The organism is Poseidonocella sp. HB161398, from assembly GCF_005870025.1.
Classification (GTDB): Bacteria; Pseudomonadota; Alphaproteobacteria; order Rhodobacterales; family Rhodobacteraceae; genus Mangrovicoccus.
On sequence record NZ_VATA01000059.1, the window covers coordinates 19,142 to 39,991 of the forward strand.

At 70.0% G+C, this 20,850-nt stretch carries 18 protein-coding genes; 5 read left to right on the forward strand and 13 right to left on the reverse strand.

The window, feature by feature from the left end; translation table 11 throughout:
* Positions 1-15: 15 nt before the first annotated feature.
* A complete protein-coding gene (locus tag FGX59_RS29075) occupies positions 16-960 on the reverse strand; it encodes a cation diffusion facilitator family transporter (RefSeq protein ID WP_138470971.1) in 945 nt (314 codons plus the stop codon).
* A 92-nt stretch (positions 961-1,052) separates the two neighbouring features.
* Positions 1,053-2,159 carry an iron-sulfur cluster carrier protein ApbC gene (apbC, locus tag FGX59_RS29080; protein WP_138470973.1) on the reverse strand — a complete coding sequence of 369 codons (1,107 nt, stop codon included), beginning with the start codon at positions 2,157-2,159 and terminating at the stop codon, positions 1,053-1,055.
* Between the two features lie 212 nt (positions 2,160-2,371).
* Here apbC and FGX59_RS29085 point away from each other — a divergent pair, with 212 nt between their 5' ends.
* Both FGX59_RS29085 and FGX59_RS29090 read left to right on the forward strand, forming a co-directional pair.
* Positions 2,372-3,877: a SulP family inorganic anion transporter gene (locus FGX59_RS29085; protein WP_138470975.1), complete on the forward strand. Its 1,506-nt coding sequence runs from the start codon at positions 2,372-2,374 to the stop codon at positions 3,875-3,877.
* A gap of 2 nt (positions 3,878-3,879) precedes the next feature.
* Entirely contained in the window at positions 3,880-4,728 is an 849-nt protein-coding gene (locus FGX59_RS29090; protein ID WP_138470977.1) for a universal stress protein, read from the forward strand.
* Between the two features lie 55 nt (positions 4,729-4,783).
* Here the strand turns inward: FGX59_RS29090 and FGX59_RS29095 are convergent, their stop codons facing one another.
* From FGX59_RS29095 to FGX59_RS29120, 6 genes are read right to left on the reverse strand one after another with little or no spacing between them, the layout of a single operon-like run.
* Positions 4,784-6,982, reverse strand: a complete 2,199-nt coding sequence (locus FGX59_RS29095; RefSeq protein WP_138470979.1) for a 3-hydroxyacyl-CoA dehydrogenase NAD-binding domain-containing protein — start codon at positions 6,980-6,982, stop codon at positions 4,784-4,786.
* Positions 6,975-7,454, reverse strand: coding sequence for a cupin domain-containing protein (locus FGX59_RS29100; RefSeq protein WP_138470981.1), 480 nt, complete (start codon positions 7,452-7,454; stop codon positions 6,975-6,977). The genes FGX59_RS29095 and FGX59_RS29100 overlap by 8 nt, the downstream gene beginning before the upstream one ends.
* 1 nt (position 7,455) lies before the next feature.
* Complete coding sequence (locus FGX59_RS29105; protein WP_138470983.1) at positions 7,456-7,839, reverse strand: GFA family protein; 384 nt, start codon at positions 7,837-7,839, stop codon at positions 7,456-7,458.
* A 12-nt stretch (positions 7,840-7,851) separates the two neighbouring features.
* The gene (locus FGX59_RS29110; RefSeq protein ID WP_138470985.1) at positions 7,852-8,352 is read right to left on the reverse strand and encodes a hypothetical protein; all 501 of its coding nucleotides are present in this window, start codon (positions 8,350-8,352) and stop codon (positions 7,852-7,854) included.
* Between the two features lie 3 nt (positions 8,353-8,355).
* Positions 8,356-9,567, reverse strand: a complete 1,212-nt coding sequence (locus FGX59_RS29115) for an acetyl-CoA C-acetyltransferase (RefSeq protein WP_138470987.1) — start codon at positions 9,565-9,567, stop codon at positions 8,356-8,358.
* Entirely contained in the window at positions 9,564-10,235 is a 672-nt protein-coding gene (locus FGX59_RS29120; RefSeq protein WP_138470989.1) for a glutathione S-transferase family protein, read from the reverse strand. Before FGX59_RS29120 ends, FGX59_RS29115 begins: the two co-directional genes overlap by 4 nt.
* A gap of 505 nt (positions 10,236-10,740) precedes the next feature.
* Between FGX59_RS29120 and FGX59_RS29125 the strand changes: the two genes are divergently transcribed.
* The gene (locus FGX59_RS29125; protein WP_138470991.1) at positions 10,741-11,694 is read left to right on the forward strand and encodes a hypothetical protein; all 954 of its coding nucleotides are present in this window, start codon (positions 10,741-10,743) and stop codon (positions 11,692-11,694) included.
* Between the two features lie 59 nt (positions 11,695-11,753).
* A complete protein-coding gene (locus FGX59_RS29130; RefSeq protein WP_138470993.1) occupies positions 11,754-12,764 on the forward strand; it encodes a hypothetical protein in 1,011 nt (336 codons plus the stop codon).
* A 10-nt stretch (positions 12,765-12,774) separates the two neighbouring features.
* Here the strand turns inward: FGX59_RS29130 and FGX59_RS29135 are convergent, their stop codons facing one another.
* The 5 genes from FGX59_RS29135 to FGX59_RS29155 are packed head-to-tail and all read right to left on the reverse strand — an operon-like array spanning position 12,775 to position 17,254.
* A complete protein-coding gene (locus FGX59_RS29135) occupies positions 12,775-13,296 on the reverse strand; it encodes an SPOR domain-containing protein (protein WP_138470995.1) in 522 nt (173 codons plus the stop codon).
* Complete coding sequence (locus FGX59_RS29140; protein ID WP_138470997.1) at positions 13,293-14,288, reverse strand: adenosine deaminase; 996 nt, start codon at positions 14,286-14,288, stop codon at positions 13,293-13,295. Before FGX59_RS29140 ends, FGX59_RS29135 begins: the two co-directional genes overlap by 4 nt.
* Positions 14,285-15,493, reverse strand: coding sequence for a phosphopentomutase (locus tag FGX59_RS29145; protein WP_138470999.1), 1,209 nt, complete (start codon positions 15,491-15,493; stop codon positions 14,285-14,287). The genes FGX59_RS29140 and FGX59_RS29145 overlap by 4 nt, the downstream gene beginning before the upstream one ends.
* Positions 15,490-16,800: a thymidine phosphorylase gene (locus FGX59_RS29150; protein ID WP_138471001.1), complete on the reverse strand. Its 1,311-nt coding sequence runs from the start codon at positions 16,798-16,800 to the stop codon at positions 15,490-15,492. The genes FGX59_RS29145 and FGX59_RS29150 overlap by 4 nt, the downstream gene beginning before the upstream one ends.
* A gap of 4 nt (positions 16,801-16,804) precedes the next feature.
* A complete protein-coding gene (locus FGX59_RS29155; protein WP_138471007.1) occupies positions 16,805-17,254 on the reverse strand; it encodes a cytidine deaminase in 450 nt (149 codons plus the stop codon).
* 140 nt (positions 17,255-17,394) lie between these two features.
* On the opposite strand from FGX59_RS29155, the gene FGX59_RS29160 reads away from it, so the two are divergent.
* Positions 17,395-19,680: an NADP-dependent malic enzyme gene (locus FGX59_RS29160; RefSeq protein WP_138471003.1), complete on the forward strand. Its 2,286-nt coding sequence runs from the start codon at positions 17,395-17,397 to the stop codon at positions 19,678-19,680.
* Positions 19,681-20,850: the final 1,170 nt, after the last annotated feature.

The window sequence follows — 20,850 nt, forward strand, 5'->3', positions numbered from 1 at the left end:
CGGGCAAGCCCGGGCTCAGTGGCCGTAGAGCCGGGCGCCCTCGCAGGCATGGCGGGCGCATTCGGTCTCGATCATGCCATGGCCGATCCCGTGGGCCGCGCGCAGCCGGTCGCGCACCGCCTGCTTGATCGCGTCGGCCCGGCCCCAGGCGCCGTCCTCGATCACCACATGCAGGTCGAGCGAGGCGCCCTTCTCGTCCATCAGCCACAGATGCGCATGGTGGACGCTTGCGACGCCCTCGGTCGCGCGCACCGTGTCGAGCACCCGGTCGGTGTCCAGCTCCGGCGGGCTGCCCAGCATCAGGATGCGGATCACCCCGCCGATCTCGGCGAAGCTCATCCACAGCATGTAGCCCGCGATCCCCAGCGTCACCAGCGGGTCGACCATCCACCAGTCGAAGAGGATCACCACCGTCCCCGCGACGATCACCGCCACCGATCCCAGCGCATCGGCGATGTTGTGCAGGAAGGCCGCGCGGATGTTCACGCTGTCCTTCGACATCGCATAGGTCAGCGCCGCCGTGACCAGGTCGATCGCCAGCGCGATCGCCGCGACGATCACCACCATCCAGCCCGCCACCGGCTCTGGCGCGAAGAAGCGCATCACCGCCTCGTAGGCCAGCACCAGCCCCAGCACGATCAGCGTGGTGTAGTTGACCAGCGCGGCCACCACTTCGGCCCGGCCGTAGCCGAAGGTCATCGCCGCATCCGCCGGGCGGCGGGCGATCTTGCGCGCGGCGAAGGCGATGATCAGCGCCATCGCGTCCGAGAGGTTGTGCAGCGCGTCGGCGATCAGCGCCAGGCTGCCCGAGAACACGCCGCCGATCACCTGTGCCACGGTCAGCGCCAGGTTGACCGCCACCGCCCAGGCGACGCGGGCATCGCCGGCCTCGGGATCGACATGGTGGTGATGGTGATGGCCATGGCCGCTGCCATGGCCGTGCTCGTGCTGATGCGCCATTTGCGCGCCTCCTGCCAGCCTCTGTGCCTCGGACCGCAAGCTAGGGCAGCCGGGCCCGTGATACTATCACGGCCCCGGAGTCTTTCCCGCGCTCAGGCGGTCTCGGGCGCCAGCGCCACCTGCGACAGCACCTTGCGGGCGATCTCGCGATAGGCCTGGGCATGGGCGCCCTCGGGATCGCTTGCCACGACGGGGGTGCCGGCATCGGCATTGCGGCGGATGTCCATGTGGAGCGGGATCTCCCCGAGGAAGGGCACGCCGAGCTTGCCCGCCTCCTCGCGCGCGCCGCCATGGCCGAAGATGTCCGAGCGGTCACCGCAGGAGGGGCAGAGGAAGTAGCTCATGTTCTCGATGATGCCGAGGACCGGGACCTCGACCTTGGTGAACATGTTCAGTCCCTTGCGGGCGTCGATCAGCGCGATGTCCTGCGGGGTGGAGACGATCACCGCGCCCGCCAGCGGCACCGACTGGCACAGCGTCAGCTGCGCGTCGCCGGTGCCCGGCGGCATGTCGACGACCAGCACGTCGAGCGGGCCCCAGTCGACCTCGCGCATCATCTGGGTCAGCGCCGACATCACCATCGGGCCGCGCCAGACCATCGGCGCCGCCTCGTCGACGAGGAAGCCCATCGACATCACCTGCAGCCCCTGCGCCTCGACCGGCTTCATCCGCTGGTCGACCGACTCGGGCCGCATCGAGGAGCCCAGCATCCTGGGCAGCGAGGGGCCGTAGATATCGGCGTCAAGCAGCCCCACCCGCTTGCCCTCGGCCTGCATCGCCAGCGCCAGGTTGACCGAGGTGGTGGACTTGCCCACCCCGCCCTTGCCGCTGGCGACCGCGATCACCGCGCCGACATTGGCGATCGGCGCCTTCGGCTTCAGCCCGCCATGGGGCGGCGCCTTCCTGGCGCCCGCGGGCTTCAGGCTGGGCACCGGCGGCGGCGCGGCATTCGGGTCGCGCTCGGCGGTCAGCACGGCGGTCACGCCGGCGATCCCCGGCAGCTCGGCGACGACCGTCTCGGCCGCCTGGCGCATCGGCTCCAGCTCGCGGGCGCGCGCCGCGGGCACCTTGATGACGAAGGTCACCCGGTCGCCGCGGATCGAGAGGCCCTCGATCAGGCCGAGCGACACCAGGTCGCCCTGCTTGTCGGGTCCCGTGACAAGGGCAAGCTTGGCCTTCACGTCTGCTTCGGTCACCATCGGAGCGTCTCCTTTGCCGGTCCCGGGCGGCGCGGCCGCCGCCGGGTCGATATCAACCTGTTTTACTAGGACAATGCGCCCAACGCGGCGCGGGCACAAGGCCGTGGCCGGACAGAGCGGGACGCATTTGGCACAGCGGCATATTTGGGTCGCTTTCCGGGGTCCGTTTGCGCTAAAGCGGCCCCGTTTGCAGACAGAGCGAGGTGTGGCCCGTGACGGCATCGGTATTCGACAATCTCCGGCAGGACTGGCTGGGCAATGTCCGCGCGGACCTGCTGGCCGGGCTGGTGGTGGCCCTGGCGCTGATCCCCGAGGCGATCGCCTTCTCGATCATCGCCGGCGTCGACCCCAAGGTCGGTCTCTACGCCTCCTTCTGCATCGCCGTGGTGACCGCCATCGCGGGCGGGCGCCCGGGGATGATCTCGGCAGCCACCGCCGCCACCGCCGTGCTGATGGTGACGCTGGTGCGCGACCACGGGCTGGAATACCTCCTGGCCGCCTCGGTGCTGGCCGGGGTGATCCAGGTGGGGCTGGGCGCGCTGAAGCTCGGCCAGGTGATGCGCTTCGTCTCGCGCTCGGTGATGACCGGCTTCGTCAACGCGCTGGCAATCCTCATTTTCCTGGCGCAGATCCCCGAGATGAACCCGGCCACGCCCGGGGTGAACTGGCTGACCTACGTGATGATCGCGGGCGGCCTGGCGATCATCTACCTGTTTCCGCGGATCACCACCGCGGTGCCCTCGCCGCTGGTGAACATCGTCGTGCTGACCGCGCTGGCGATGGGTCTGGGGCTCGACGTGCGCACGGTGGGCGACATGGGGCAGCTGCCCGACAGCCTGCCGGTCTTCCTGATCCCCGACATCCCGGTCAGCCTGGAAACCGTCATGATCATCCTGCCGGTCTCGGCGGCGATCGCGGTGGTGGGCCTGCTGGAAAGCCTGATGACGGCGCAGCTCGTGGACGACCTGACCGACACGACCTCGGACAAGAACCGCGAATGCGTGGGCCAGGGCCTGGCCAATATCGCCTCGGGCTTCATCGGCGGGATGGCCGGCTGCGCGATGATCGGCCAGTCGATGATCAACGTGAAATCCGGCGGCCGCGGGCGGCTGAGCTGCTTTGTCGCGGGCGTCTTCCTGCTGATCCTGGTGGTGATCCTCGGCGACGTGCTGGTCTCGAAGATCCCGATGCCCGCGCTGGTCGCGATCATGATCATGGTCTCGATCGGCACCTTCTCCTGGTCCTCGATCAAGGCGCTGAAAGAGCATCCGACCTCTTCCTCGGCGGTGATGCTGGCGACCGTGGCGGTGACCGTGGCGACGCATAACCTGGCCTATGGCGTGCTGACCGGCGTGCTGCTCTCGGGCATCTTCTTCGCCGCCAAGATCGCCCAGCTCTTCGGGGTGGAAAGCAGCCTGTCGGAGGATGGCCGCACCCGCACCTACCGCTTCCGCGGGCAGATCTTCTTCGCCTCGGCCAATGCCTTCTCGAAGAGCTTCGACCATGGCGAGGCGCTGGAGAAGGTGGTCATCGACGTGTCGAACGCCCATATCTGGGATATCTCCTCGGTCCAGGCGCTGGACATGGCGGTACTGAAGTTCCGCCGCGACGGCGCCGAGGTCGAAATCGTCGGCATGAACAAGGCTTCCGAGACCATCGTGGACCAGCTTGCGGTTCATGATAAACCGGGAGCGATGGAAGACCTGCTGGGACATTGATGATGACGAAGCTGATCGCGCTGGTGGACGGCTCCACCTATTCGGAAAGCGTCTGCGACCTGGCGGCCTGGGCAGCCGAACGCATCGGCGCCGGCGTCACCGCCGTGCACGTGATGGGCCACCGCCAGGGGGTCAAGCAGGATCTGTCGGGCAATATCGGGCTGGGCGCGCGCACGCAGCTCCTGGAGGAGCTGGCCGAGCTGGATGCCGCCAAGGCGAAGCTCGCGCAGAAGCGCGGGCGGGCGATCCTGGAAGACGCGATGACCCGGATCGAGCATGCGGGCATCGGCGATGTCGAGGTGCGGCTGCGCTCGGGCGACCTCGTGGAGGCGATCCAGGAGCTGGAGAGCGACGCCGATTTCGTGCTGATCGGCAAGCGCGGCGAGGCGGCGGATTACGCCAAGCTGCATCTGGGCTCGAATTTCGAGCGCGTGGCGCGCTCCTCGAGCAAGCCGATCATCGTCGCCGCCCGGGCCTTCAAGCCGATCTCGAAGGTGATGATCGCCTTCGACGGCAAGCCCGCGGCGCTGAAGGCGGTGGACCATGCGATGCGCGACCCGATCTTCGCCGGGCTCGACTTCCAGGTGATCATGGCCGGAACCGAGTCGGTCGAGGGGCGCCGCCGCCTCGACGGCGCGCTCGCCATGCTGCGCGGCGCGGGGCACACGGCCGAGGGCGACATCCTGCCCGGCGCGCCCGACGAGGTGATCGCCCGCGAGATCGCCAATCGCGGCGCCGACATGCTGGTGATGGGCGCCTATGGCCATTCGCGGATCCGCGGGCTGCTCCTGGGCTCCACCACCTCGGAGCTGGTGCGCAGCTGCCATGTGCCGGTGCTGCTGATCCGCTGACCGGAAAAAGGGGGAGAGGGCGCGCCCTCTCCCCCTGCCCCTCTCCCGCGCGGGCTCAGGCGGCCTGCGCAGGCAGGTAGCGGGCGTAGAAGCCCTCGCCCTTTTCCGCCAGATCCCGCAGGAGCGCGGGGGCGGCGAAGCGGGCGCCGAATGCCGCCTCCAGCCGGTCGCAGATCTCCACCGCCTTCGCGGCGCCGATCATGTCGAGCCAGCTCAGCACCCCGCCCGACCAGGGGGCGAAGCCCCAGCCGAGGATCGAGGCGACATCGCCCTCGCGGACATCCATCAGCACGCCCTCTTCCAGCGCCCGGACCGCCTCGAGGCACTGCGCCATCAGGAGCCGCTGCTGGATCTCGGTCAGCTCCGGCTGCTCGCCGGTCGCGTCGAAGCGGTCCGCCAGGCCCTTCCAGAGCCCGGTGCGCTTGCCCTTCTCGTCATAGGCGTAGAAGCCGGCACTGGATTTGCGCCCGAGCCGCCCCTGCTCTTCCATCCAGAAGATGACGTCATCGGTATTGTCCGCCGGATAGGCGTCGCCCATCGCCGCCTTCGTCGCCCGCGCGATCTTGGCGCCGAGATCGATCGAGACCTCGTCGATCAGCTGCAGCGGCCCGACCGGCATGCCGACGAGCTTGGCCGCGTTCTCGACCAGCGCCGGGAGCACGCCCTCGCGCACCATGCGCACACCTTCGTCGACATAGGGCAGGATGCAGCGGTTGGCGTAGAAGTAGCGCGCATCGTTGACCACGATCGGCGTCTTGCGGATCTGGCGGACGAAATCCAGCGCCTTGGCCACCGCGCGGTCGCCGGTCTGCTTGCCCTTGATGATCTCCACCAGCATCATCTTGTCGACCGGCGAGAAGAAATGGATGCCGATGAACTGCGCCGGGTCGCGGCTGGCCTTCGCCAGGCCGGTGATCGGCAGGGTCGAGGTGTTGGTGGCGAAGATCGCCGTTGCGGGCAGATGCGCCTCGGCCTTGGCGGTCGCCTCGGCCTTGACCTGCGGATCCTCGAAGACCGCCTCCACCACCAGGTCGCACTCCGCGAGATCGGCGAAATCATCCGTGGGAGCGATCCGGCCCAGCACCTCGGCCATCTTCTGCGGCGTCGCCTTGCGGCGGCTCACCGCCTTCTGCAGGAGCGCCTCGGCATGGGATTTGCCCTTCTCGGCGGCCTCCCGGCTCTGGTCGATGAGCACGACGCGGATCCCGGCCATGGCGGCGGCATGGGCGATCCCCGCCCCCATCATGCCCGCGCCGAGCACGCCCAGCGTCCTGACGCTCTCGTCCGGGACGTCGGGACGCCGGGCGCCCTTCTCCAGCGCCTCCTTGTTGATGAAGAGCGAGCGGATCATCGCCTCGGAGGAGGGGTTCATCAGGATGCTGGTGAACCAGCGCGCCTCGATCCTCAGCGCGGTGTCGATATCGACCTGCGCGCCCTCGTAGACCGCCGAAAGCAGCGCCTTGGCCGCGGGATAGACGCCCTTGGTCTTGCCGTTGACCATGGCGGAGGCGCCGACATAGGTCATGAAGCCCGCCGGATGGTAGGGCGTGCCGCCGGGGATCTTCTCGCCCTTGGCGTCCCAGGGCTTGACCAGGTCGGCCTCCTTCGCTTCGAGCACCCAGGCCTTCGCCCGCGCCAGCAGCTCGCCTGCCGGGACCACCTCGTCGACGATGCCCGCGCCCTTGGCCTTGTCCGGGGCGAAGAGCCGCCCCTCGAGCAGGATCGGCGAGGCGGCCATGGCGCCGAGCTTGCGCGAGAGCCGCGTGGTGCCGCCCGCACCGGGGAAGATGCCGACCATGATCTCGGGCAGGCCGATCTTGGCCCTGGGATTGTCGGCGGCGAAGATGCGGTGGCAGGCCAGCGGCAGTTCCAGCCCCAGGCCCAGCGCCGTGCCGGGAAGCGCCGCGGCGATCGGCTTGCCGCCCTTGCGGGTCTTCGGGTCGCGCCCGGCCAGCTCGACCTTGCGCATCATCGCATGGATGCGGGTCAGCCCGTCGAAGAGCCCCTTGGCCGGATTGTCCCCGGCCTCGGCCTTCATCCGGGCGATGATGTTCAGATCCATGCCGCCGGCGAAGCTGTCCTTGCCGGAGGTGAAGACCACGCCCTTCACCGCGCCGTCGCCCAGCGCCCGGTCGATCAGCGCCTCGAAGAGCTCGAGCCCCTCGAGGCTCATCACGTTCATCGATTTCCCCGGCACGTCCCAGGTGATGGTGGCGACCCCGTCGCCATCCAGGTCGTAGCTGAACTCAGCCATCGCTTTCCTCCCGTTCATAGGGCCGCCCGTCCTTGCGGGTGAATCTGGCGGACCCGTCCTCTATCTCGACCACGAGGTCGATATCGCTGTAGGTCCCCGTCTCGCGCGGGGACTTGCTGCCGATCACCAGGAAGCGCGCCACCTCCTGGCTGCGGTTCTCGAAGCAGTGGCCATTGGGATCGCCCGCCGGAAAGGCGGCGCAGTCGCCGGGGGCCATCGCGTGCTCGCCCGTGTCGTCGATCATCACCAGCGCGCCCTCGGTGACCATGACGAATTCGTCCTCCCGCAGGTGCCAGTGGCGCAGCGACGAGACCGCGCCGGGCTCCAGCGTCACCAGGTTGACGCCGAATTGCGTCAGCCCGCCGGCCTCGCCGAGCCGGAGCGAGGAGCGCCCCGCCATCATCGCGTCATAGGGGGCCGGATAGATCGAGCCGGTCTTCACCGGCGCCTTGGCAGGGTCGAGCTTGGGCATGTCAGTCCTTTTCCTCGGGGGGCAGGAGGTCCCAGGGCGGGGCCTCTTCGCGGTAGACGACGCGGCCGGGCGCGATCTGGCCCGGATCGTCGAGGGAGCCCGCCGCGACCATCGCGGCCCAGGGCGCGCGCTCGGGCAGGCCGTAGAGCGGGCAGCCGCAGGCCGGGCAGAACACCTTGGTCACGCCGAGCCCCGAACGGCCGGCGCGGCGCCAGGAGGCGGTCTCGCCCTCGACCTCGAACCCCGCCCGCGGCAGCGCCACATGGGTGCCGTGTCCGCCGCCGGAATCCCGCTGGCAGGACCGGCAGGCGCAGCGCAGCGCGAATTTCGCCGGACCCGGGCTCCGGTACCGGACCTGCCCGCAGGCGCAGCCGCCTTCGATCACTTCTGGGTCTCCTCAGGATTTCTTCGGACGCTCGTCCAGGACATAGGTTTCCGTCTGCGGCACCGGGTTCGCGGGGTCGACGCGCAGGTAGAGCGAGGGTTCGGCATTCTCCACGCCCGCCAGGACCTGCTCCACCCGCCAGACACCGTCGCGGCGGCGCAGCATCATCCAGTTGGTGAAGGTCGGCAGCACCTTCTGCGCCTTGCAGAGCAGATCGGTGTCGTAGTCGACCATCAGCGAGTCCGGGCCGAAGCATTCGATCCGCAGCGGACGGTGGATCAGGGCGGTGGCCATGTTCACCTCGATCGTGCGCTGCCAGAGGTCGAAGCTCTTGTGCAGGTCCTCGCGCTCGGTGGAGATGAAGCGGTAGCGGCGCGTCTGCACCACGAAGGGCAGCTGGATCATCGCGGCATAGCCGTCGAAATCGCCATGCAGCAGCACATCCGCCAGGCGGTCCAGGAACCGGCGCACCATGTCGATGGTGATCACCTCGGCTGCCGCCCCTGTCTCCAAGCCCTAGACCCTTTCGATCACCGTCGCTGCCCCCATGCCGCTGGCAATGCAGAGCGTCGCCAGGCCGATTTCCTTGTCCTGCCGCTCCAGTTCGTCGAGGAGCGTGCCGATGATGATGGCGCCGGTCGCGCCCAGGGGATGCCCCATGGCGATGGCGCCGCCATTGACGTTGACCTTAGCAGGATCCGCACCGAAAGCCTGCATGAATCTCAGGACAACTGCGGCAAATGCCTCGTTCACCTCGAAGAGGTCGATATCCGAAATCGCCATGCCGGTCTCGGCCAGGACCTTCTCGGTCACCGGCACCGGGCCCGTCAGCATGATCGTCGGATCGGTGCCGATCTTGGCGGTGTGGCGGATGCGCGCCCTGGGCACCAGCCCGTGCGCCTCGCCGAAGGCCTTCGAGCCGATCAGGACGGCCGCCGCGCCGTCGACAATGCCCGAGGAATTCCCGGCATGGTGGACATGCTCGATCCGCTCCAGATGCGGGTATTTCATGATCGCGACCTGGTCGAAGCCCGGCATCACCTCGCCCATGTCCTTGAACGAGGCCTTCAGCGCGCCCAGCGTCTGCATGTCGGTCTCGGGGCGCATGTACTCGTCGCGGTCGAGGATGGTCAGCCCGTTCCGGTCGGTCACCGGCACCACCGAGCGGGCGAAGCGCCCGGCATCCCAGGCCGCCTTGGCGCGGCGCTGGCTCTCCACCGCCAGCGCGTCCGCGTCGTCGCGGGAGAAGCCGTATTCGGTGGCGATGATATCCGCCGCGATCCCCTGCGGCACGAAGTAATGCGCCATCGCCACGGTCGGATCGACCGCCACCGCCGCGCCGTCCGAGCCCATCGGCACGCGGCCCATCATCTCCACCCCGCCGGCGACATAGGCCTGCCCCGCCCCGGCGCGGATCTGGTTGGCGGCAAGGTTCACCGCCTCCATGCCGCTGGCGCAGAAGCGGTTGATCGAGAGCCCCGGCACCTGGTCGGAGAACTCCGAGGCCAGCACCGCCGTGCGCGCCAGGCAGCCGCCCTGCTCGCCCACCTGGGTGACATTGCCCCAGATCACGTCCTCCACCGCCGTGGTCTCCAGGTTGTTGCGCGCCTTGATCGCGTCGAGCGTCAGGGCCGAGAGCCGCAGCGAGGTCACCTCGTGCAGCGCGCCGTCCTTGCGCCCCCTCCCGCGGGGCGTCCGGATGGCATCGTAGATATAGGCGTCGGTCATTGTGTCACCGCTTCTTTGAGATATGTCTTGCGGACTTCCGGATGGGCCGGGGTCATCAGCTCGTAGGGATGCTTCCATCCCGGCAGGCCGGAGAGCCGCGACAGCCAGGCGTCGATCGCGGGCCAGGCGGTCCGCTCGAAGCCGAATTCCTCCGGGTAGTAGAGATAGCCGGCACAGGTCAGGTCGGCATTGGTCGGACCGCTCCCCACGATCCAGTCGCGCCCCTCGAGATGCTTGTCGAGGATGCGCAGCGCGTCGGTCATCCGCCCCTGCAGGAAGGCGATCACCTCGGGCACCCGCTTCTCCGCGGGCAGGAAGTTCATCTGGAACCGCACGATCCCGGCGATCGAGCTGAGCTTGTGGTTGTCCCAAAGCACCCAGCGCAGCACCTCGCGCGCCTCGTCGCGGGTCTCGCCGCCCAGCTTGCCGCTGAGCTCGGCCACCGCCTGCTGGATCACCCCCGACTGGCTCAGATGCAGATCCCCGCCATCGGTCAGGACCGGCGCCTCGCCCATCTCGTTGACCTCCGAGCGGTAGGCGTCGCCGCGGGTCTCGCCCTTGAAGAAATCGACGAAGACCGGTTCCCAGGCAAGGCCCGACAGCTGCAGCGACAGGGCCGCCTTGTAGGAATGGCCGCTTTCGCCGAAGCAGTAGAGTTTCAGGGTCATGGCATCCTCCGGTCCCGTCCGTCGGGGCCACGCTAGCGCCAGGCGGCGTTGGCTTGGAAGGGAAATTTCCGTGAGCCGGGGCGGAACGTTGCGTTCCCGCCGGAGGCCGCGAGCGCGACGCGGCGTCGTGCGGGCGGGCGCGCGCCGGGCGGTTTCGTGCGGGCTGGCACACGCGGGCGAGGGTCGTGCGGGCTGGCGCGCTCAGGCGGGGTTCGCGCGGGCTGGCGTGCGCAGGCAGGCACTGCGCGGGCGGGTGTCGTGCGGGCGGGATCCGGCCGGATGTCCTGCGGTGGCGTGGTCCCGGGCGCGACGCGCCCGGCCCTGTCGGCAGAGCGGCCCGGTCCGGCACCGCGCGGCATCCGGCCGGCCCGGCCCGCAGCGCCATCTGGCGCGAACTTGGTTAACGAATCGTTTAGCCCGCCGCGGCGGCGGGCGCGCGGGCATTGCCGCAGCGTCCGCGCCATGGCATAGCCGCCCCGACCCCTCCCCAGCGCAGCGCACCGACATGCCCTCCCAAGACACGCCGCCCCCCAGGCCGAAGCTGCTCGGCTGGCCCACCGTCATCGGCATCGCCGTCACCGCGGTCACGGCCTGCATAGCGGGCTACCTGGCCTTCGGCGCCATCGCCGTCCCCGCCCTGGCCGGCGGCGTGCTGCTCGGCATGGCCGGGACGATGCTCGGCAGCAGCGGGCGCGCCGCGGCGGGCGGGATCCTGGTGCTGGCGCTGATGCTGCTGCACCTGGCCCTGCCCGCCATCGACATCCGCCTGGTCGCTCTGGCGCTGCCGGCCGCGGCCGGATGGGAGACCGCGCGCCGCGGCGGGCGCGCCTTCACCCTGGCACTGATGTCCATGGGGCTCCTCGTTGCGACCCACCGGGCGGGCGCGGCGGCCACCCTGTCGCTGCCGCTCTATGCCGCCGGGCTGGCCTACGGGCTGGGCTGCGCGCGGCTTTTGAAGCTGCAGGACTGGCCCGCCGTCCCGGCCGAGGGGCTGCATGGCGGGCTGCGCCACGGGCTCTTCCTGGCGATCGGCCTGGCGCTGGCGGTCTCGCTGGCCGGGCACCTGCGCTCGGCGCATTCGATCTGGATCGTTCAGTTCTTCGTGATGCGCGGGCTGGCGCCGGGGCACATGGCGCTGCCCTCGGCACTGAAATTCGCGGCCGGAGTGCTGGCCGGGACCGCCGCGGCGATCCTGCTGGAGATGGCCGGGCTGAGCCGCCCGCCGGTCTCCTACGCGATCGCGCTCGCGGCCTTGCTGGCGGGGCTGCGCAGCATGCCCTCGGGGCCGCCCTGGACCCCCGCGGCGCTGACAGTCGGGCTCCTCCTGATGACCGCGCCGACCCCCGGAGCGGCGGTCTTCCGCGGCGAGGCCGCGCTGATGGCGGCGGGGCTGGCGATCGCCCTGGCCACCCTGCTGGGACGGCTGATCCGCAACCCCGGACCGCCACGCGGGCAATAGACGAACGCTGCGGCATCGGCTAAGCGTAGGAAAACGGCAAGGACGAGCAGTACCGGCCCATGACCGCCCTTACGCAGTACCAGCGGCTCGAGGCCGCCGGGGTCTGGCATGAAAGCCCCGACAGCCAGCGCAAGGACGTGTTCGTCTCGCTGGGCGAGGCCACGCTTGTCATTTCCGACCGTTCCGCCGCGCTGACCCACTGGTCGCTGGCCGCGATCCGGCGCGTCGCGCCCGGCAACGATCCGGCCATCTATGCCCCCGGCCCCGAGGATGACGAGCGGCTGGAGCTGACCGATCCCGACATGATCGCCGCCATCGACACGGTGCGCCGCGCGGTGGCGCGCAGCCAGCCGCATCGCGGCACGCTGCGCCTGGTGATGACCGTCGGCATCTTCGCCGCCGCCTTCGCCGCCGCGGTGATGTGGCTGCCCGGCGCGCTGGTCCAGCACACGGCCGAGGCGCTGCCCGAGGCGACGCGCCAGGATATCGGCCGCCGCATGGTGATCGCGCTCGAACCCTATTCCGGGCGCCCCTGCCGCGACATCGCCGGGCGCAACGCGCTCGGAAAGCTGCAGAAGCGGCTCTTCGGCGACGCGCCCTGGGAGCTCAGGGTGCTGGAGAACGGCACCGACGTGAAGGCGCTGCCCGGCGGCATCCTGGTGATCGGCGGCGGGCTCCTCTCCGAGGAGGACTCCCCCGACGTGGTCGCGGGCCATCTGCTGGCCGCCGCGACGCTCTCGACCGAGCAGGATCCGATGCTGTGGTTCCTGGAGATGGCCGGCTCCTGGCACACGTTCCGCCTGCTGACCACCGGTCAGGTCCCGCAGGAGCTGATGGGCCAGGCCGCAGACGCGCTGGCGCTCGGCCAGGTGCCCGCGCTTTCCGATCCCGCGCCGCTGCTGGCGCGCTTCACCGAGGCGCAGCTTTCCTCGCGGCCCTACGGGCTCGGCGCGCTGCCCGGCGGCGGCGCCTGGATCGAGATGATCGAGGACGATCCCTATCCGCAGGGCACGCCGGTTCCGGTGCTCAGCGATGCCGACTGGCTGCGGCTGCAGTCGATCTGCGGCTGAGCCCCGCGCCTCAGCGCCGGTCCCAGACGAAAGCGTCGCGGAATCCCAGCCGCCGCACCTCGGCCATTGCCGCCGAGGCCGCCTCCGGATCGGCGAAGGGCCCGGCATAGATCACCCGCAGCGCGCCGTCATAGCGCGGAAAGTCCTGGCGCAGGGCCGAAAGCCCGCTGCCGCGCAGCCAGATCACCGCCTGGGCGGCATTCTCCATCTCGCGGAAGGCGGCCACCTGGATGTAGATCCCCGGCACCGGGAATTGCGGCGAGCGCGCCCGCGAGGGCCGCGCCTCTTGCGAACCGTCGGCCGCGGCGGCCACCGGCGGCGGCGCCTCCTCCAGCGAGGCGCAGAGCTGCGCGCCCTGCGGGCCGATCATCATCGCCCAGTAGGGCGCGCCGCCGATCTCCAGCTTGCGCCAGGCGCAGCCCGCCGCATCCAGATAGCTGCCATCGGGGCCCGGCTGCGCCTCCGGGGCGGGCTCCGCCCATCCCGGCGCCGCGGCCAGCGCCAGCAGTCCGGCGAGCCGTGCCGCGCTCATGCCGCCTGCCCCGCCGCCGCGCCGAGCCGCTCCAGCACGCGCTCGCGGGTGGCCGCGTCGCAGAAGGCCGCCTCCGCCGCCACGCGGTTCAGCCCGGCAAAGACCTCCTCGTCCCAGCCGAAGGCGCGGTTCAACTGCTCGTACTCGCCCGAGAGCGTGGTGTGGAAAAAGGGCGGATCGTCGGTCGAGACCGTGACCTTCACCCCGCGCTCCCAGAGCTGGCAGACCGGGTGGCGGTCCCATTTCGGATAGAGGCCGAGCGCGATGTTCGAGCCCGGGCAGACCTCCAGCACGATGCCGTCCTCGGCCAGCCGGTCGACCAGCGCCAGATCTTCGATCGCACGCACGCCATGGCCGATCCGCGAGACGCGCAGATCCTCGACCGCCTCCTTCACCGAGACCGGCCCGCCCCATTCGCCGGCATGCGCGGTCAGGCCCAGCCCGGCCTCGCGCGCGAGGTCGAAGCTCCAGGCGAAATCCTTCGGCCGACCCATCATCTCGTTGCCCGCGATGCCGTAGCCGGTGACGAAATCGCCCATCGTCTCGGCGGCGCAGAGCGCGGCGCGCTTGGCCTTTTCGGGGCCGAAATGGCGGATGCAGGTGACCACCCCGCGCAGGATCGGGCCGCCCTGCGCCTCGACGGCCAGCGCCGCCTCCTGCATCGCCGCCACGTAGTCGCGCCAGGCGGAGACATCGCCGCCGCCGCAGAAATCCGGGCTGAGGAAGGTCTCGGCATAGACGACGCCCTGCTCCGCCAGCTCGGCGGTGACGGCCGTCACCAGGCGGGCATAGTCCTCCGGCGTCTTCAGCACCGAGGTCGCCGCCTCGTAGACCTGCAGGAAATGCGGGAAGTCGTCATAGGCGTAATGGCCCCGCTCGTCGAAGACGCCGGAGATGTCGGCATGCTTCTCCTTCGCCAGCCCGGCGATGAAGGCGGGCGGCGCCGCGCCCTCCAGATGGAGGTGCAGCTCGGTCTTGGGGATGGATTTCATGTCAGCGGCGTTCCGGGTCCGGTTTCGGGCAGGCCGAGATGGCAGGCGACCGTCGCGGCGACATCGGCGAAGGCGCAGAGGCCGCGCCCGCCGGGCGCCAGCCCGGTGCCCAGCACCGGCACGCGCTCGCGGGTGTGGTCGGTGCCCGGCCAGGTCGGGTCGTTGCCATGATCGGCGGTGAAGAGGATGAGGTCGTCCGGGCGCAGCGCCGCCAGCAGCCGCGGCAGCTGCGCGTCGAACCATTCCAGCGCTCGGGCATAGCCCGCGACATTGCGGCGATGGCCCCAGAGGCTGTCGAACTCGACGAAATTCGCGAAGACCAGGCTGCCCTCGGGCGCCTCGCGGATCTCCGCCAGCAGATGCTCCATCAGCTCGGCATCGCTGCCCTTGCGGACCGAAGAGATGCCCGAGCCCGCGAAGATGTCGCGGATCTTGCCGACCGCGCGGACCTCGCGCCCCGCATCTTCGGCCCAGTTGCACAGCGTCGGGCCGGGCGGCGTCAGCGCGTAGTCGCGGCGGTTGGTGGTGCGGGCGAAGCCCGTCCCGGGGCTGCCGAGGAAGGGGCGCGCGATGACGCGGCCGACGCGCTTTTCATGCAGATGCGGCGCCAGCCGCTCGCAGAGATCGAGCAGCCGGCCGAGCCCGAAGCTCTCTTCATGCGCGGCGATCTGGAAGACGCTGTCGACCGAGGTATAGCAGATCGGCCAGCCGGTCCGCATATGCTCCGCCCCGTAGCGCTCCAGCACCTCCGTGCCCGAGCCGTGGCGGTTGCAGAGCGTGCCCTCCACCCCGGCGATCTCGCGCACCAGCGCCAGATCCTCCGGCGGGAAGGACGGGTCGGCATCGGGGTAATAGGTCCAGTCGAAGGGCACCGGCAGCCCGGCCAGCTCCCAGTGGCCCGAGGGCGTGTCCTTGCCCTTGCTGGTCTCGGTCGCCGCCGCCCAGAAGGCGGCCGGATCCGGCGCGGGCCAGTGATCCGTGCCCGCCGCCGCCGCCCCGGTCGCCAGCCGCATCGCCTCGCCGAGCCCCAGCCGCGCCAGGTTGGGCAGCGCCAGCGGGCCCGAGCGCCCGTCCTCCGCCGCCCCGGCCACGCAGGCCGCCGCGATATGGCCCAGCGTGTCCGATCCCAGATCGCCATAGGCCTCCGCATCCGGCGCGCCGCCGCAGCCGACGCTGTCCATCACCACCAGCACGGCACGTGTCACGGGTCGATCCTCCCATGGATCATCGGCGGCAGGATCGCCTCCTCGCCGACCACCATGGCGCGGCGCAGCACCGACGCCGCCTCGGTCGCGGCGGCATTGTCGGCGGCATGGACCATCGCCAGCGGCCGGAACTGGTCGACCCGCTCGCCGAGCGAGGCGACTTTCGACAGCCCCACGGAATGGTCGATCTCGTCCCCGGGCCGCCGCCGCCCGCCGCCGAGCCGCACCACCAGCTCGCCCAGCGCGACGCCGTCGATGCCGCTGACCACGCCCGGCTCCTCGGGGAAGACCGCGCGGACCACCTTCGCCTCGGGCAGGTAGCCGGCGAAGCTGCCGTCGAGCACGTCGATCGGGCCGCCGAGCTCGGCCACCATATGGGCGAACTTGTCCGCCGCCTTGCCCGAGGTCAGCAGCTTCAGCGCGGCGCGCCCGCCCTCCTCGGCGGTCGGATAGAGACCGGCCAGCGCCGCCAGCTCGCCCGCCAGCGCCAGCGTCATCTTGCACAGCCGCTGCTCGGGTTTGGGATCGGTCAGCACGCGGTGCACCTCGACCAGCTCGACCGCGTTGCCGACCGCCGGGCAGACCGGCTGGTTCATGTCGGTGATCAGCGCCCGCGTCCGGCAGCCCGCCGCCTGCGCCACCTCCACCAGCCCGCGCGCCAGCGACTCCGCCTCCTCGCGGTTCTTCATGAAGGCGCCGGTGCCGCCCTTGACGTCGAGCACCAGCGCCTCGGCCCCGGCGGCGAGCTTCTTCGACAGGATCGAGGCGATGATCAGCGGCTGGCTCTCCACCGTCGAGGTGTGGTCGCGCAGCGCGTAGAGCTTGCGGTCGGCCGGAGCGATCTTCGGGCTGGCGGCGACGATGGCGCAGCCGATCCGCCCGACGATGCGCTTGAGCTTCGCCGTGTCGATCTCGGTGCGCACGCCGTGGAAGGTCTCGAGCTTGTCGAGCGTGCCGCCGGTATGGCCGAGCCCCCGCCCCGAGAGCATCGGCACGTAGCAGCCCATCGCCGCCAGAACCGGCGCGAGAACCAGCGAGACGGCATCGCCGATCCCGCCGGTGGAATGCTTGTCGAGCACCGGCCCCGGCAGATCCCAGTCGAGCACCTCGCCGGAATCCCGCATCGCGCGGGTCAGCGCCGCAGTCTCGTCCGCGGAGAGCCCGCCCTTGCAGATGCCCATGGCGAAGGCCGCGCCCTGCGCGTCGGTGACCTCGCCCGAGGCGAGCCCCTTGGCAAAGCTGCGCAGATCCGTCTCGGTCAGCCGGTCGCCCTGGCGCACCCGGGCGAGGAACTGGCGCGCCTGCATGCGCTCACTCCATGTCGGCGGCCAGGAAGGCGCCGGGCAGGAGCTCGGCGACCGTCATGGCCATCTCCTCGCCCGAGACCGTGGCCATGGTCACCACCGTCTGCGGATCGGCGAATTCGGAGATCTTCTGGCGGCAGCCCCCGCAGGGCGGCACCGGGCGGGGGCAGTCGGCGACGACATAGAGCTCGGTCAGCCTGGTCACCCCGGCCGCGACCATCGCCGCGATCGCCCCGGCCTCGGCGCAGGTGCCCTCGGGATAGGCGGCATTCTCCACATTGCAGCCGCGATAGACCGCCCCGTCCGATCCTTTCACCGCGGCGCCCACCTTGAAGCCCGAATAGGGCGCATAGGCGCGTTCGCGCACGAAAAGGGCTGCATCCCTGAGACTCATCGCGGCCGTGCTCCGTTGCCTGCTGGCTCTTGCCTGTTGCGGCTGCGGGCTGACTGCCCGCATCTTGTGCGACACTGGAACTCCGCGGCGGCGGATGCAAGACGCGAGGTGCGGTTCTGCAAAATTGTCCCCTGTTCTTGGCCGTCCATCTGCCTTAACCAGCCGGTATCACCGACCCGAGGCCACTGGGGAAGACACGCGCCATGACGGACACAAAATCGGACGATTTCCGCGAGCAGTCGCTGGACTACCACGAGAACCCGAAACCCGGGAAGCTCGAGATCCGCGCGACGAAGCCCCTCGCGAACGGCCGCGACCTGGCGCGCGCCTACAGCCCCGGCGTGGCCGAGGCCTGCATCGAGATCAAGAAGGACGCCGCCAACGCGTCGCGCTACACCTCCCGCGGCAACCTCGTTGCCGTGGTCTCGAACGGGACCGCCGTGCTCGGCCTCGGCAATATCGGCGCGCTGGCCTCGAAGCCGGTGATGGAGGGCAAGGCCGTCCTCTTCAAGAAATTCGCCAATATCGACTGCTTCGACATCGAGGTGAACGAATCCGATCCCGAGAAGCTCGCCGAGATCGTCTGCGCGCTGGAGCCGACCTTCGGCGCGATCAACCTCGAGGACATCAAGGCGCCCGACTGCTTCGTGGTGGAGAAGATCTGCCGCGAGAAGATGAACATCCCGGTCTTCCATGACGACCAGCACGGCACCGCCATCGTGGTCGGCGCCGCGGCCAAGAACGCGCTGCACCTGGCGGGCAAGACCCCGGGCCAGGTCAAGGTCGTCTCGACCGGCGGCGGCGCGGCCGGGATCGCCTGCCTCAACATGCTCCTGAAGATGGGCGTGAAGCGCGAGAATGTCTGGCTCTGCGACATCAAGGGGCTGGTCTACAAGGGCCGCAACGAGGAGATGACCTCGCAGAAGGAGGCCTATGCCCAGGACAGCGACCTGCGCACGCTCGACGAGGTGATCGAGGGCGCGGACCTCTTCCTCGGCCTCTCAGGCCCCGGCGTGCTGAAGACCGAGATGGTTGCGAAGATGGCGTCGAAGCCGATCGTCTTCGCGCTGGCCAACCCGACGCCCGAGATCATGCCCGACGATGTGCGCAAAGTGGCCCCGGACGCAATCATCGCCACCGGCCGGTCGGACTTCCCGAACCAGGTCAACAACGTGCTCTGCTTCCCGTTCATCTTCCGCGGCGCGCTGGATGTCGGCGCGACCGAGATCAACGACTCGATGCAGCTGGCCTGCATCGACGGCATCGCCGAGCTGGCGAGAAAGACCACCAGCGCCGAGGCCGCCGCCGCCTATTCGGGCGAGCAGCTGACCTTCGGCACCGACTACCTGATCCCCAAGCCCTTCGACCCGCGGCTGATCTCGGTCGTGGCCGGCGCCGTGGCCGAGGCGGCGATGGAGTCGGGCGTGGCCGCGCGGCCCCTGCCCTCGATCCAGGCCTACAAGCGCAAGCTCGAGGGCTCGGTGATCCGCTCGGCCTTCCTGATGCGCCCGGTCTTCGAGGCCGCCCGCTCCACCAACCGCAAGATCGTCTTCGCCGAGGGCGAGAGCGAGCGGGTGCTGCGCGCCGCCCAGGCGGTGATCGAGGAAACCACCGAGACGCCGATCCTGGTCGGCCGTCCCGAGGTGATCGACGCCCGCTGCAAGCGGCTGGGGATCAACCTGCGCTCGAACGAGAACATCCCCGTCACCAACCCCGAATCCGACGTCCGCTACCGCGACTACTGGAGCGAGTACCTCTCGGTGATGGAGCGCCGCGGCGTCACGCCCTCGATGGCGCAGGCGATCATGCGCACCAACACCACCGCCATCGCCTCGGTGATGGTGCGCCGCGGCGAGGCGGATTCGGTGATCTGCGGCACCTCGGGCCAGTACCTGTGGCATCTCAACTACGTCACCCAGGTCCTCGGCACCGACACGCTGAAGCCCGTGGGCTCGATGTCGCTGATGATCCTCGAGGACGGGCCGCTCTTCATCGCCGACGGCCATGTGAACCCCGATCCGACGCCGGATCAGGTCGCCAAGACGGTCATCGCCTGCGCCCGCCATGTCCGCCGCTTCGGGCTGGAGCCGAAGATCGCGCTGTGCTCGGACAGCCAGTTCGGCAACCTGTCGAACCGCTCGGGCGAGGTGATGCGCGGCGCGATGGACATCCTCAACCACGGCTACCGCGACTTCATGTACGACGGCGAGATGCATGTCGACGCCGCGCTCGACCCGCGGGTGCGGGACCGGGTGCTGCAGCACGGCTCGGCGCGGCTGAAGGGCCCGGCCAACGTGCTGGTCTTCTCCTCGACGGATTCCGCGCTGGCGGTGAAGAACATCCTGAAGGCGCGCGCCAAGGGCCTGGAAGTCGGACCGATCCTGATGGGGATGGGCAACCGCGCCCATGTCGTCACCCCGGCGATCACCGCGCGCGGCCTGCTGAACATGGCCGCCATCGCAGGCACGCCGGTCGCCCAGTACGGCTGACCCGTTCGGCCGGGACGCGCCCCGCGCGCGCCCCGGCCCAGACCGCCGGCCCCGCGCCGGGCATCTCCGACGCGCCTGCCCGGCCGGCCCATCCGCAGCTTCGCCGCAGGCAGCACCGGCCGCCTCGCTCCTGCGAACCACGGCACTCCGGATACGGTCCCGCCTTCCAGCCTCCCCCGGCAGAACGGCCCTCCCGGCACGCAGACCGGACGGGCATCGCCCCTCAGCTGCATTGCCTGCTCCGTCCGGCGAAACAGGGCCCTGCCCGCATATCCGCATGCAACATCGGCACGGACGCACATTGCGTGACGTCTGAAAGCGCGCCCTCTACCTTGCCGCTACGGTTCACCCAGGCTGGAGAAATGCAGCGACGTTGCGATGGCAAATTATCGCCGGAAGCGCGCTGCCCCGACAGAACCCGCTTGGACCTAGCCGAGCGCACGGTCGATGCAGCGGTTTTCCCGGTTTGCGACGGCCGCAGTCCCGCGGACCGGCCCGCCCATCGTCGCCCCGTTTGGCTCGGCCTTCCGGTTCCGCCCCCTGGCGATGCGCCGTCCCGCAAGGACACTCAAGCGCGTTCCTGAATACCCCGCACAGCGCCACGGCCGCCGGACAGGGGTCACAGGACCCCGTGGCCTGCCTCGGCCGCGCCATGGGCAATCACCCGGCCCAAGCGCCCGGACGCCGCATGCGGATCGCTGCGCGCAGAGACACCCTTCCCTGCGGGGCCACAAATGGCGCGCACCAGTGTTTCCGAGCCGCGTGCCACTGGCATCGATGACAAAGGGGGGCGGACGGGGCAGCGCTACGGGACGCTGATCCGCGACCTCGAAAGACGCACCGTCATCGGCCTGCTGCCTGATCCGGACCCCGCGACCGCCGCCGCTTGGCTGCGCCGCCATCCACGGATCGGAACTATCGCAAGGGATCGCAAGGGCGCTATGGCCGCGGTGTTCCTGCCGATCGCGATGGTCATGGCCGCACGGCACGAGACCTGCCCAATGGCGGGACCGTCAGGCAGGTCGACAGGCTGGAAAGGCAGATGCATGGCGCCGCCGGCATCGGACGTCTCCAGGCGGCCTTGTTGCACAAATCGGGGGCTGAGCGCGGTTCCCCTTTCCCCGGACGGACTTATCCTACGGCCACAGTGACGGGTATGCCGAGCGCGGT

What these genes read in the sequence shown, in the direction of transcription:
- FGX59_RS29075 (WP_138470971.1), bottom strand. Translation starts at nt 960, where the DNA reads ATGGCGCATCAGCACGAGCACGGCCATGGCAGCGGCCATGGCCATCAC.
- apbC (WP_138470973.1), bottom strand. Translation starts at nt 2,159, where the DNA reads ATGGTGACCGAAGCAGACGTGAAGGCCAAGCTTGCCCTTGTCACGGGA.
- FGX59_RS29090 (WP_138470977.1), top strand. Translation starts at nt 3,880, where the DNA reads ATGACGAAGCTGATCGCGCTGGTGGACGGCTCCACCTATTCGGAAAGC.
- FGX59_RS29095 (WP_138470979.1), bottom strand. Translation starts at nt 6,982, where the DNA reads ATGGCTGAGTTCAGCTACGACCTGGATGGCGACGGGGTCGCCACCATC.
- FGX59_RS29100 (WP_138470981.1), bottom strand. Translation starts at nt 7,454, where the DNA reads ATGCCCAAGCTCGACCCTGCCAAGGCGCCGGTGAAGACCGGCTCGATC.
- FGX59_RS29115 (WP_138470987.1), bottom strand. Translation starts at nt 9,567, where the DNA reads ATGACCGACGCCTATATCTACGATGCCATCCGGACGCCCCGCGGGAGG.
- FGX59_RS29120 (WP_138470989.1), bottom strand. Translation starts at nt 10,235, where the DNA reads ATGACCCTGAAACTCTACTGCTTCGGCGAAAGCGGCCATTCCTACAAG.
- FGX59_RS29125 (WP_138470991.1), top strand. Translation starts at nt 10,741, where the DNA reads ATGCCCTCCCAAGACACGCCGCCCCCCAGGCCGAAGCTGCTCGGCTGG.
- FGX59_RS29130 (WP_138470993.1), top strand. Translation starts at nt 11,754, where the DNA reads ATGACCGCCCTTACGCAGTACCAGCGGCTCGAGGCCGCCGGGGTCTGG.
- FGX59_RS29135 (WP_138470995.1), bottom strand. Translation starts at nt 13,296, where the DNA reads ATGAGCGCGGCACGGCTCGCCGGACTGCTGGCGCTGGCCGCGGCGCCG.
- FGX59_RS29140 (WP_138470997.1), bottom strand. Translation starts at nt 14,288, where the DNA reads ATGAAATCCATCCCCAAGACCGAGCTGCACCTCCATCTGGAGGGCGCG.
- FGX59_RS29150 (WP_138471001.1), bottom strand. Translation starts at nt 16,800, where the DNA reads ATGCAGGCGCGCCAGTTCCTCGCCCGGGTGCGCCAGGGCGACCGGCTG.
- FGX59_RS29155 (WP_138471007.1), bottom strand. Translation starts at nt 17,254, where the DNA reads ATGCGGGCAGTCAGCCCGCAGCCGCAACAGGCAAGAGCCAGCAGGCAA.
- FGX59_RS29160 (WP_138471003.1), top strand. Translation starts at nt 17,395, where the DNA reads ATGACGGACACAAAATCGGACGATTTCCGCGAGCAGTCGCTGGACTAC.